Source organism: Sutcliffiella cohnii, assembly GCF_002250055.1.
Taxonomy (GTDB): domain Bacteria; phylum Bacillota; class Bacilli; order Bacillales; family Bacillaceae_I; genus Sutcliffiella; species Sutcliffiella cohnii.
In genome coordinates, this window is record NZ_CP018866.1 from 4,421,273 (window position 1) to 4,434,573 (window position 13,301).

The 13,301-nt window shown below is 41.4% G+C and carries 9 protein-coding genes; all 9 read right to left on the minus strand.

Translation table 11 applies throughout. From position 1 onward, the window contains the following. Positions 1-361: 361 nt before the first annotated feature. A complete protein-coding gene (gene rpoE / locus BC6307_RS22155; protein WP_066421496.1) occupies positions 362-925 on the minus strand; it encodes a DNA-directed RNA polymerase subunit delta in 564 nt (187 codons plus the stop codon). Between the two features lie 761 nt (positions 926-1,686). Continuing rightward, positions 1,687-4,938, minus strand: a complete 3,252-nt coding sequence (icmF, locus tag BC6307_RS22160; RefSeq protein ID WP_066420541.1) for a fused isobutyryl-CoA mutase/GTPase IcmF — start codon at positions 4,936-4,938, stop codon at positions 1,687-1,689. Continuing rightward, a complete protein-coding gene (locus tag BC6307_RS22165; RefSeq protein ID WP_066420539.1) occupies positions 4,938-5,570 on the minus strand; it encodes a TetR/AcrR family transcriptional regulator in 633 nt (210 codons plus the stop codon). The genes icmF and BC6307_RS22165 overlap by 1 nt, the downstream gene beginning before the upstream one ends. Before the next feature lie 20 nt (positions 5,571-5,590). Further along, positions 5,591-6,730 (minus strand): acyl-CoA dehydrogenase, encoded by a 1,140-nt coding sequence (locus BC6307_RS22170; protein ID WP_066420537.1) that lies wholly within the window; start codon positions 6,728-6,730, stop codon positions 5,591-5,593. 266 nt (positions 6,731-6,996) lie between these two features. Then, entirely contained in the window at positions 6,997-8,136 is a 1,140-nt protein-coding gene (locus tag BC6307_RS22175) for an acyl-CoA dehydrogenase (RefSeq protein ID WP_066420535.1), read from the minus strand. A gap of 19 nt (positions 8,137-8,155) precedes the next feature. Beyond that, positions 8,156-9,007 (minus strand): 3-hydroxybutyryl-CoA dehydrogenase, encoded by an 852-nt coding sequence (locus tag BC6307_RS22180; RefSeq protein ID WP_066420533.1) that lies wholly within the window; start codon positions 9,005-9,007, stop codon positions 8,156-8,158. Between the two features lie 181 nt (positions 9,008-9,188). Continuing rightward, the gene (locus BC6307_RS22185) at positions 9,189-9,581 is read right to left on the minus strand and encodes a hypothetical protein (RefSeq protein ID WP_094366237.1); all 393 of its coding nucleotides are present in this window, start codon (positions 9,579-9,581) and stop codon (positions 9,189-9,191) included. Positions 9,582-9,816: 235 nt separating this feature from the next. Continuing rightward, complete coding sequence (locus tag BC6307_RS22190) at positions 9,817-11,001, minus strand: acetyl-CoA C-acetyltransferase (RefSeq protein WP_066420530.1); 1,185 nt, start codon at positions 10,999-11,001, stop codon at positions 9,817-9,819. A 176-nt stretch (positions 11,002-11,177) separates the two neighbouring features. Then, complete coding sequence (locus tag BC6307_RS22195) at positions 11,178-13,286, minus strand: (Fe-S)-binding protein (protein ID WP_066420528.1); 2,109 nt, start codon at positions 13,284-13,286, stop codon at positions 11,178-11,180. Between the last annotated feature and the right edge of the window lie 15 nt (positions 13,287-13,301).

Consider the following 13,301-nt stretch of genomic DNA (forward strand, 5'->3'; position numbering starts at 1 on the left):
CTATTTCACACCTTTTCCGGTATGTAACTAGTTGGTTATTGGGGCTTATTTTTGGATTCTCACTTTTCCTTTAGCTTTCCCATCCAAAATTATTTCACCACTCTTTTGATTAGAAAAAACAGAAAAGTTACGTCGCTGTGGAGCTATAAAAAATTATAAAAAGCGGATGCGCTCTTTATCGTTTTGCTCTTTTATGCGCGTCCCGCTTTATTTTCTGAAAAAATAAAAAACGCCCCCGTTACCGATTAGGTAAGGGAGCGTGTATTGTATAAGTGCTTTCTCTTTTTTAAAGAGCCCAAAAAAGATTCTACCTACGAACAGAATAAAAGTCAAGCACATTCCTTTAAAATGTTACACGGTATTATAATTCTTCTTCCTCTTCTTCGAGTTCCTCTTCTTCTTCGTCTAACTCATCAAATTCTTCTTCATCTTCGATAATTTCTAGATCATCGTCATCTGCGTCGTCATCTGCGTCGTCATCATCATCTAGGTCGTCGACTAGATCGTCATCTTCTAAGTCTTCTTCCTCGTAATCGTCTAAATCATCGAATTCTAAATCTTCTTCGTCTAGCTCATCGAAATCGTCCAACTCAATATCGTCATCAAGTTGTTTTTTCGATTTTTTCTTCGTTTTTGCTTTTACCTGAGGTGTTGTTTCTTCCTCGATTTGGTCATACGGATACCATTCGCGAAGTCCCCACTGATTTTCTCCAATACAAATAAAACGTCCATCAATATTTAAGTCTGTATAAAATTGTGCAATTTTTGGACGTACTTCTTCATCAGATAATCCAAGGATTTGTTTTACGTCATCCAATAGTTCGCCGAACGTATAGGATTTTTTTTGTGTAATTAGTAATTCAGATGCAACTTCAATTAGTGACATTTCCTCTAATTGTTCTTTCGTTAGATGGTCAAGAGCCATGTCAGCACATCCTTTCTATGTATATCATATTAAAATAGTACCATTACTATTTCTATTAACCATATAAAACCATACCATTCATTATAAACAAAAATTAATTGTTTAATCCAGCCTTAAATGATTGTTTATGTAAAAATGTTTATTTAAATGAAAAGAAACTACGGCGTTCGTCATTGTTCGACGAACGCCTTGGTTAGTATTTCTGTTATTATCGTCCGTTTCACTACGCTACAGGTACTCGCTTCCTTCCACTCACAGTTCTAAATCTTGAAAGTCAAAACATAGTAGCAGTTTGTACGGGCGTGAGCAAAGCGCCTCCGCTTTTCTGATTGTCCAGCTGCGGGCGTTAGCGGCTAACAAACTTCCCAGTCCGTCCGTACGATAAGTCAACATCGGCTCCTTTCACTCGCCGTGTTTCCTTTATCTCCTACCGGACTGGTCCAGTTTGTACGGGCCTGAGCAAAGCGCCTCCGCTTTTCGCATTGTCCAGCTCCGGGCGTTAGCGGCTAACAAACTTCCCAGTCCGTCCGTACGATAAGTCAACATCGGCTCCTTTCACTCGCCGTGTTTCCTTTATCTCCTACCGGACTGGTCCAGTTTGTACGCCGCTGATCGAACGCCCTCCGCTTTTCTGATTGTCCAGCTGCAGGGGCTAGCGGCTCTTTGGTCTAAGTCAGTCACTTCCGGTGGGCAAAAAGCGCCCACCTGCAGCGCCTGCCTTATGCTTGTCGCCGCTAAACGAGCCCCTTCCGCATTTCTATCTACATATTCCTTCTGTATTGCCCGCCTACTTGGTAGAGGGCGTTGGTGATTTGGCCCAAGGAAGCTACTTTTACTGTTTCCATTAGTTCTTCGAAGATGTTGCCTCCGCTTATGGCAGTTTGTTGTAGTTTTTGTAGTGCTTCTGCCAGTTGGTCTTCATGTTCTGTTTGGAATTGTCTTAAGTTGCGAATTTGTGTTTCTTTTTCCTCTTCTGTTGAACGAGCTAGCTCGATGGAGTTTAACTCTTCTTCAGATGGCGGGTTCGGGTTTTTATATGTGTTTACCCCGATTATCGGCAATTCGCCTGTATGTTTTTTCATTTCATAATACATCGATTCGTCTTGGATCTTCCCACGCTGGTATTGCGTTTCCATTGCACCTAACACACCGCCACGGTCATTTAAGCGATCGAATTCTTGCAGAACTGCTTCCTCTACTAAATCTGTTAACTCTTCGACGATAAACGCCCCTTGTAACGGGTTTTCGTTCTTCGTTAAGCCATGCTCTTTCGTAATAATCATTTGAATCGCCATTGCACGACGGACCGATTCTTCCGTTGGTGTCGTAATCGCCTCGTCGTAAGCATTCGTATGAAGCGAGTTACAGTTATCTTGTAGTGCCATTAATGCTTGTAACGTTGTTCGAATATCGTTAAAGTCAATTTCTTGCGCATGCAACGATCGACCTGATGTTTGAATATGGTATTTTAGTTTTTGACTGCGCTCATTTGCACCGTATTTATTTTTCATAACCGTTGACCAAATACGGCGAGCAACACGACCAATAACTGTGTATTCTGGGTCTAATCCGTTACTAAAGAAGAATGAAAGGTTAGGCGCAAAGTCATCTATATTCATTCCACGGCTTAAATAATACTCTACATACGTAAAGCCATTTGCAAGCGTGAAGGCAAGTTGAGAAATTGGGTTTGCTCCCGCTTCGGCAATGTGATAACCAGAAATTGAAACGGAATAATAGTTTCGTACTTTATGGTCGATGAAATATTGTTGAATATCTCCCATCATCCGCAATGCAAATTCTGTTGAGAAAATACATGTGTTTTGTCCTTGGTCTTCTTTCAAAATATCGGCTTGCACTGTTCCACGTACTGTTTTTAATGTCCATTCTCTTACTTCTGTATACTCTTCTACTGTTAGTACCCTACCAAGCTCTTCTTCTTTTTTCTTCACTTGTTGGTCTATAGCAGTGTTCATAAACATCGCTAATATAATCGGTGCTGGACCGTTAATCGTCATCGACACAGACGTAGAAGGCGCGCACAAATCAAATCCGTCATACAGTTTTTTCATATCCTCTAGCGTACAAATACTAACACCACTATTTCCGATTTTCCCATAAATATCTGGGCGGTGGTCCGGATCTTCTCCATAAAGAGTTACCGAGTCAAACGCTGTACTTAAACGTTTCGCTGTATCATCTTTACTTAAATAGTGGAAACGACGATTTGTTCTTTCAGGAGTTCCTTCGCCAGCAAATTGACGTTTCGGATCTTCCCCTTCCCGTTTAAACGGAAACACTCCTGCCGTATAAGGGAATTCTCCTGGAACATTTTCTTTATATACCCATTTTAATATTTCCCCATAGTCTACATATTTCGGTAAAACTACTTTCGGAATGGAAAGGCCTGATAAGCTTTTCGTTGTAAGCTTTGTAATAATTTCTTTGTCACGGATTCTCGTTATAAATTGATCACCAGAATATGCTTCTCGTTTCGCATCCCACGATTCTAGTACTTTTTTAGATGTTGGAGTTAGTTGTTGCGCATATTCTTCTCGTAATTGTTGTAGTTCTTGCTTTAGCTCCGCTTTTCCAGCTACTGATGCTGCTTCCATTGCTCCATCTAACTGAAACAGTTTACGGGCAATCTCCACTTGCGCTTGCGCATCCTTATGATAGTTTCGAACTGTTTCGGAAATCTCACGTAAATAATAGCGACGGTCGTTCGGAATAATAATATTTTGTTTTTCTACTTCTTTTGATACTGGCAAACTCGATGAGTAAGTTGTTCCTGCTTTTTCATTTATTTTTTCTAGAAGAGCTGCAAATAACGTATTCGTACCTAAATCGTTAAACTGGCTCGCAATGGTTCCGTACACCGGCATTTCATCTAGCTCTTTATCCCATAATAAACGGCTTCTTTGGTACTGCTTTTGAACTTGACGTTTTGCATCCTCAGAGCCTTTTCGTTCAAATTTATTAATCACAATTAAGTCTGCGTAATCGATCATATCTATTTTTTCAAGCTGTGACGGAGCACCAAATTCGCTCGTCATTACATACATAGAAAGATCGGTAATTTCTGTTATCGCAGCATCTCCTTGACCGATACCACTCGTTTCGACAATAACTAAATCAAAGCCTGCTGCTTTTACAACAGAAATAGCATCCCGTATCGCTAACGATAGCTCGGAACGCGAGCCTCTTGTTGCAAGGGAGCGCATATAAACTCTTGGGTTGAAAATAGCGTTCATCCGAATGCGGTCTCCTAATAGTGCTCCACCTGTTTTTTGCTTTGTCGGATCAACCGAAAGGATAGCAATTTTCTTTTCCGGCACTTCGTTTAAAAAGCGTCGAATCAGTTCATCTGTTAATGAGCTTTTCCCAGCTCCGCCTGTTCCTGTAATTCCTAATACTGGTGAATTGGACTGCATCGCTTTTACTTGCTCTAACATTGCTTGCGCCGTTGATGCTACTTCCGCTTCTGCCGAAAGACCTACTTCTGCTAATGTTATCAGTCTACCAATTAGACGATGATTATCAGCGTCTAATTGCTCTACATCAACGTCCAAGCCTTCTCCAGGTAAAAAGTCACAATCTCTTACCATTAAATCTATCATTCCTTGAAGGCCATACTCCCGACCGTCATCCGGTGAAAAAATACGAGCAATCCCGTATTCATGGAGTTCCTTTATTTCTTCTGGAATGATAACACCGCCTCCACCACCGTAAATTCGGATGTGTGGCGCGCCTTTTTCTTTTAATAAGTCATACATATATTTAAAATATTCTACGTGACCACCTTGGTAAGATGATATAGCAATTCCTTGCACATCTTCTTGAATAGCCGCATTTACAATTTCTTCAACAGAACGGTTATGTCCTAAATGAATGACTTCCGCTCCACTTCCTTGTAAAATACGACGCATAATATTAATCGATGCATCATGACCGTCAAAAAGACTGGAAGCCGTTACGAAACGGATATGGTGTTTTCGTTTATACGTTTCCATTATTTTTTCTCCCCCTTCATAAGACCGTGTAACAATATTTCAAGTTGAAGCTCTATATACTCATTTAAATTAAATTGCTTTTGTAATGCCCAACGTCGGAATCCCCACATCTGACCTTGGACGAACAAATTGTGTGCAAGTAGCGAAATTTCTTTTTCCGAGACAGGTAAATTTTCATATTCAACACAATTGCGGATTACCCGTTCAAACATGCCTACCATTTGTAATTCTTTATTTAACACGTATGGAAGTGCGTCTTTTGATAAAGATTTTGCCTCCTGGTACATAACAAGTACTTCATCTTGCATTTCATCCATTACATGAAAATAATAATATATTGCTGATTTTAAGCTTTTTAAGCATCCTCGGTTCATATCTAACTCTTGCTGTAACCGCTCTCCAACTTGGTCATAAATGCGGTCACAAACGAGATACAATACGTCCTCTTTCGTACGAATGTATTCATACAGTGTGCCAATACTAAATCCAGCCTCTTTTGCAAGCTCTCTCGTCGTTGTACGGTGAAAGCCTTTTTCTTTAAAAAGGCTCACCGCTCCTTTAATCATTTGATCTCTTCTTTTTTCAATTAACTTTTCATCTTTCACCGACGCATGTACTTGCCTTTTTTTCATTAAAGCTCCCACCTATTCGGTTACTTCGTGATCATACGAGAAATAACGAGACGCTGAATTTCTTGTGTACCTTCATAAATTTGGGTAATTTTTGCATCTCTCATATAGCGCTCAACTGGATAGTCTTTCGTATAACCGTATCCACCAAAAATTTGTACCGCTTCTGTCGTAACTTTCATTGCAGTATCACCAGCTAACAGTTTAGACATTGCTGATTCTTTTCCGTAAGAAAGACCTTCTGATTCTCTCCACGCTGCTTGATAAGTTAATAGTCTAGAAGCTTCAATAGATGTTGCCATATCTGCTAGTTTAAAGCTTACACCTTGTTGAGCTGAGATCGGTTTACCGAATTGAACGCGCTCTTTTGCATAAGCGATCGCTGCGTCTAATGCGCCTTGTGCGATACCAACTGCTTGCGCAGCAATGCCGTTACGTCCACCGTCTAGAGTTGTCATCGCGACTTTGAACCCTTCACCTTCTGCACCAAGCATGTTTTCTTTCGGTACGCGACACTCTTCAAAAATAATTTCCGTTGTAGGTGAAGAACGAATTCCTAACTTCTTTTCCTTCTTTCCAACAGAGAATCCAGGGAAGTCACTTTCGATAATGAATGCAGATGTTCCTTTATGTTTAGAAGTTGGATCTGTTAATGCAAACACCACATAGATGTCCGCAATTCCACCGTTTGTAATGAATATTTTAGAACCGTTTAATACGTAATGGTCTCCGTCTAATCTAGCCGTTGTTCTCATTGCACCTGCATCTGAGCCTGATCCTGGCTCAGTTAGTCCGTAGCCACCAATTTTCGTACCTTGTGCTAGTGGCACTAAATATTTTTGCTTTTGCTCTTCTGTACCATATTTGTAAATCGGCCAGCTCGCTAACGATGTGTGCGCGGATAAGGTTACTCCTGTAGATGCACATACACGAGAAAGCTCTTCAACTGCGATACAATATGCTAAATAGTCACTGCCAATTCCGCCGTACTCTTCCGGAAAAGGTATTCCTGTTAGACCAAGGTCCGCCATTTTATTGAATATTTCCATATCGAAGCGCTCTTCTTCGTCACGCTCTGCTGCTGTTGGTTCTACTTCGTTTCTTGCAAAGTCTCTTACCATTTTGCGAATCATTTCATGTTCTTCTGATAATAAAAAGTTCATTTGTTTCCCTCCGTTTTTTCGTTAGTATCTATCCTTGAACAAAGATTAATATTTCTAAGTTTGTCCGTTACACTACGCTGCAGGTACTCGCTTTCCGCGGGGAGAAACGGGAGCCTCCTCGGGCTTTGCCCTGTGGGGTCTCCCGATTCCTCTTCTTCCCGCAGGAGTCTCGCACCTTCCGCTTCGTTCCACTCATAAGTTTAATGCAAAACCTTATTCTAACTTTGGAACTCTTATTGGCACGGCACGGAAATTAGTCCGCCATATTACTTTAATAAATGTTTACTAATTACTAACCGTTGAATTTCACTTGTTCCTTCGTATATTTCACAAACTTTCGCATCGCGGAAAAAGCGTTCTACTGGATAATCTTTCGTATATCCGTAGCCACCGAATATTTGCACTGCTTCCGTAGCAACTTCCATTGCCGTTTTAGATGCAAAAAGCTTTGCAATCGACGCTTCTTTTCCACATGGAAAACCTTTGGAGCGTAAATTTGCCGCCCGATATACTAATAGTTTTGCAGCTTCAACCGCGGTTGCCATATCTGCTAATTTAAAACCTACACCTTGTTGTGCTGCGATTGGCTTTCCGAATTGAGCACGCTCTTTCGCATACGCAACTGCCGCTTCTAGCGCGGCTTCGGCAATTCCTAAAGATTGCGCAGCTATTCCAATTCGACCAACATCTAAGTTAGACATAGCATTTTTAAAGCCTTCTCCTTCTGCACCGAGTAAATTTTCGACTGGTACTTTCGCTTCTTCAAATGTTAGTTGTACAGTGCGAGAGCCGTGAAGTCCCATTTTATGTTCGTCTTTTCCGATAATAAAACCTGGTGTATCCTTCTCGACAATAAAAGCAGAAATTCCTTTTGTCCCGAGCTCCGGATTAGTGGAAGCGTAAACAATATAAGTGTCTGCTTCTCCACCGTTCGTAATAAATACTTTTGAGCCGTTTAAAATGTAGTGATCATCTTTCAACACGGCACGGGTCTTTAAGCTACCAGCATCTGAACCTGAACTTGGCTCTGTTAAACAGAACGCCCCTAAATACTCACCGCTCGCTAATTTGGTAACATATTTTTTCTTTTGTTCTTCTGTTCCAAAGTATAGAATCGGATTCGTGCCGACTGACGTATGAACACTTAAAATAACGCCGACTGTTGCACTCACCTTTGAAAGTTCATTAATCGCAATAATGTAGGACGTAAAATCCATCCCTGCCCCACCGTATTCTTCTGGAATGGTTATACCCATTAATCCAAGTTCAGCCATTTTCTTTAAAATGCCTCTAGGAAATTCACCATCTTCTTCCATTTTTTCTACGAACGGAGCAATTTCTGCTTCTGCAAAGTCTCTGACCATTTTTCGCATCATTTCTTGTTCTTCTGTAAAGCGTAAATTCATGATGATCCAACTCCTATGTCTATGAATAAGTGTAAAATCCTCTTCCTGTTTTCTTACCAAGCCAACCAGCCTTTACGTATTTACGCAATAACGGACAAGGGCGGTATTTATCGTCTCCAAAGCCTTCGTGTAATGTTTCCATAATATAAAGGCAAGTATCTAACCCGATAAAATCAGCTAAAGTTAAAGGGCCCATCGGATGATTCATACCGAGTTTCATCACTTCGTCTACTGCTTCTGGTGTAGCTACTCCTTCGTAAACTGTGTAGATTGCCTCGTTAATCATTGGCATTAAAACGCGGTTTGAAACGAATCCTGGGAAGTCGTTTACTTCAACTGGTACTTTTGCTAATTTTTTCGTCATATCTTCAATTGAGTTGTATACTTCATCTGCTGTTTGTAGGCCGCGTATAATTTCGACTAGTTTCATCACCGGAACTGGGTTCATAAAGTGCATACCGATTACTTTTTCTGGTCTGGACGTTACTGCCGCAATTTCTGTAATTGGTAGAGATGATGTATTAGTGGCTAAAATCGCATGTGCTGGTGCATGTTGGTCCAGTGTTTTAAAAATACTTTTCTTAATGTCCATGTTTTCGACTGCTGCTTCGATGACGATATCTACTGAACTAGCATCTTCTATCGCTTGTGTCCAAGTAAGGCGGTTTACTGTTGCCTCTTTTTCTTCTTCTGTCATTCGGCCTTTTTCTACGTTGCGGTTTAAGTTTTTAGTGATGTTCGCAAGGCCCTTGTCTAGTGATTCTTGTTTAACGTCGTTTACGATTACATCGTATCCTGCTTGTGCGCAAACTTGGGCAATGCCTGATCCCATTTGGCCCGCGCCGATTACCATTACTTTTTGAATACTCATTTATTTGTTCGCTCCTTTTTTCAGATTCTATTTATTTTAGGTTTGATAGTTTGGATATTTTTGTTCTATTTCTCTGTAGGTGCTCGCTTGTTATTGGGATGTTTAGCTACGGTGGCTTCCGCTTCCGTTTTGTGCCAACAGCCTTACTTTTTGTGTCAGCTGATTTCGGTTTTGCGCCAACTCACTCGCCTTTTGTGCCAATTGATTTCGGTTTTGCGCCAACTGAAGTCAGTTTTACGCCAACTGCTACGCTTTTTCGGCCAACTGAGCTCGTTTTCACGCCAACTGCAATGCTTTTTCGGCCTACCGAGCTCGTTTTCACGCCAACTGCGGCGCTTTTCCGGCCAACTGAGCTCACTTTCACGCCAACTGCTACGCTTTTTCGGCCAACTGAACTCGCTTTCACGCCAACTGCAATGCTTTTTCGGCCTACCGAGCTCGTTTTCACGCCAATTGCGACGCTTTTTCGGCCTACCGAGCTCACTTTCACGCCAACTGCGGCGCTTTTTCGGCCAACTGAGCTCACTTTCACGCCAACTGCGACGCTTTTTCGGCCAACTGAGCTCGTTTTCACGCCAACTGCGATGTTTTTTCAGCCAACTGAGCTCACTTTCACGCCAACTGCGGCGCTTTTCCGGCCAACTGAGCTCACTTTCACGCCAACTGCGACGCTTTTTCGGCCAACCAAACTCACTTTCACGCCAACCGCTACGCTTTTTCAGCCAACCGAACTCGCATTCACGCCAACCAAACTCACTTTCACGCCAACGACCTCACCTTTTGCGCCATCCGACTTCGGTTTTGCGCCTTTACCCCTTCACTTCAACTAAAATCGCATCGCCTTGGCCGCCACCGCTGCAGATGGAGGCGATCCCTAAGCCGCCGCCGCGACGTTTTAGTTCATGGATTAACGAAATAATGATGCGTGCGCCGCTTGCTCCGATTGGATGTCCAAGTGCAACTGCGCCACCGTTTACGTTTACTTTCTCTAAGTCTAGTCCTGCGATTTTAGCTGATGCTAGCGCAACTGCTGCGAATGCTTCATTTATTTCAAAGAGGTCAATCTCTTCCACTGTTTTGCTTGTTTTGCGTAGTAATTCTTCAATGACTAGTCCTGGTGTTTTTGGAAAATCCTTTGCTTCGACAGCGATGGATGCATGACCTAAAATAGTTGCCATTACTTCTTTTCCTTCTTGTGCAGCACGATCTTCACTCATTAATACAAGTGCTGCGGCTCCGTCGTTTACACCTGGTGCATTTCCAGCTGTAATCGTTCCATCGTGTCCAAATACTGGGTTTAATTTTGCTAACTTTTCTAAAGAGGTATCTTTCCGAGGTGATTCGTCTGTAGAGACCGTTATTGGATCTCCTTTTCTTTGTGGTATTTCAACTGATACAATTTCTTGAGCCCAAACGCCCTTTTCTGTTGCGGCAATTGCTCGTTCATGACTTCTAAATGACCATGCATCTTGTTCTTCACGTGATATTTCCAATTCCTTCGCAACACCGTTTCCGTATGTCCCCATATGAACACCTGTGAAACTACATGTTAAGCCGTCGTAAATCATTAAATCTTTCACTGCACTATCGCCCATACGAAGTCCCCAACGGGCTTTCGGTAAAATGTAAGGGGCATTGCTCATCGATTCCATTCCTCCAGCTACAATCACTTCTTCGTCCCCAGAGCGAATCATTAAGTCGCCTAATGTGACTGCTCTCATTCCAGAAGCACATACTTTATTGATTGTTTCTGTTTTCACATTCCACGGAAGTCCAGCTTTACGTGCTGCTTGACGTGAAGGTATTTGGCCTTGGCCACCTTGTAACACGGTTCCGTAAATAACTTCATCTACTGATTCAGGAGCGACTCCTGCCCGATTTAGTGCCTCTTTAATCGTAATTGCTCCAAGGTCTGATGCTGTTAATGTACTTAAACTTCCCCCATATCTACCAATCGGTGTGCGAACTCCACTAACGATAACTGTTTTCCCCATGTTTCATCCCCCGTTTTTCATATAGTTTGTTAACGCTTACAAGGTATTTTAAAAAAATATTTTTTGGATAAGGTTTCGACTGAACGCTCGCTCAGTTCCTAATCAAAGAGCATGGTGTATGTTAAAAATCAACATACACCCCTACTTTATAATATGCAATCTAGTAATCTTGTATTCTATGATGCTTGCGGAGTTCCAAAAATTGCTTTTTCTAAAAGCTCTGCAACATCGTATGTGCTTACTGTTTCATCTACTTCCATCGCTTTCGTTCCGTCAGACATCATCGTTAAGCAATAAGGACATCCTGAACTGATGACGGATGGATTTACTGCTAGCGCCTGTTCTGTACGAGCAACGTTAATACGAGTACCTACTGTTTCTTCTGACCACATTAGTCCTCCACCAGCTCCACAGCACATTCCTGATTCGCGGTTACGTTCCATTTCTACTAGCTTCACACCCGGTATTGCTTTTAAAATTTCACGTGGTGGATCGTACACTTCGTTATATCTTCCTAAGTAACAAGAGTCATGGAAAGTGATCGTTTCATTAACTTCGACAGTCGGTTTTAATTTTCCTGCCTGTACAAGCTCTGCTAACACTTCTGTATGATGGAATACTTCTGCTTCTAATCCGAAGTCAGGGTATTCATTTTTAAAGATGTTATATGCATGCGGATCAATCGTAACAATTTTCTTCACTTCATTTTTCTCAAACTCTGCAATATTGTTTGTCGCTAATTCTTGGAATAAAAACTCATTTCCAAGTCGGCGTGGTGTATCCCCAGAGTTTTTCTCCTTATTTCCTAAAATCGCGAACTTCACGCCAGCTTCATTTAAAAGTTTAGCAAACGCAATCGCGATCTTTTGAGAACGGTTGTCGAAAGAGCCCATTGCTCCAACCCAGAATAAATATTCGAACTCTTCCCCAGACTTTTTCATTTCTTTTACTGTTGGGATAGATACTTCTGGTGCTGCATCTCTCCAGTTTTCACGCTCTTTACGGTTTAATCCCCAAGGGTTACCTTGACGCTCGATGTTTGTCATGGCACGTTGAGCTTCTGGATCCATTTTACCTTCTGTTAATACTAAGTAACGGCGAAGGTCAATAATTTTATCAACATGCTCGTTCATAACTGGACATTGGTCTTCACAGTTACGGCAAGTTGTACACGCCCAAATTTCTTCTTCTGTAATCACATCGCCAATTAAACTTGGGCTGTATTCCATTGTTGCTGCACTTTCTTGCATTCCTTTACCTGCAGCAGCAAGTGCGATTTTGTTTCCTTCAGTGTTATTAAACGCAAAAGTTGGTACCCATGGAGTACGGGAAGTAACCGCTGCACCTGTATTCGTTAAATGGTCACGTAATTTTACGATTAAATCCATTGGGGAAAGCATTTTACCTGTTCCTGTTGCTGGACACATATTTGTACAACGTCCACATTCTACACAAGCGTATAAATCAACTAACTGATGTTGTGTAAAGTCTTCAATTTTTCCAACACCAAATGTTTCTTGTGATTCGTCTTCAAAGTCGATTTTTTCTAATTTACCTGGGCTTGATGTACGGTTAATAAATACGTTTACTGGACCAGCAATTAAATGGAAGTGCTTCGATTGTGGTACGTAAACTAAGAATGCTAATAAAATAAGTAAGTGTAGCCACCAACCTACGTAAAATAGCGTGATTGCTGTAGTTGTATTCACCCAACTAAAAAGGAATGCAAAAGCTGATGCAATTGGTTCACTCCAAGTTAGTCCATGATCATGCCAGATAAGTCCCATTCCATTTGAAAAAAGAACGGATAACATTAAACCACCGATAAAGATTAATACTAACCCAGATTTAAAGCCGCGTTTTAAACGAACTAATTTTTCAATGTAACGGCGGTGGAAAGCCCAAACAACCGCTACAAGAATCATTAAAGTTACGATTTCTTGGAAAAACGTAAAGGCAGGATATAACGGCCCTAACGGTAAGTGAGCGTTCGGTGCTAATCCTTTAATAATTAAATCAATTGCTCCTAATTGAACTAATAGAAAGCCATAAAAGAACATAATGTGCATAATGCCACTTTTTTTATCTTTCAGTAGCTTCTTTTGGCCAAAAACGTTGACTAAAAGCTTTTCCCATCTCTCTTTAACCTTCGCGTCGAATTCTACTTTTTTCCCGAGCTTAATGTACTCGATTCTTGTACGAACAACGTATACAAAAAGAGATACTGCGTAAGCGGTTACAACTATAAATAGAATCCAGTTCGCAATTAGTAAATAAGTCGACAAGTGATGATGCCCCCT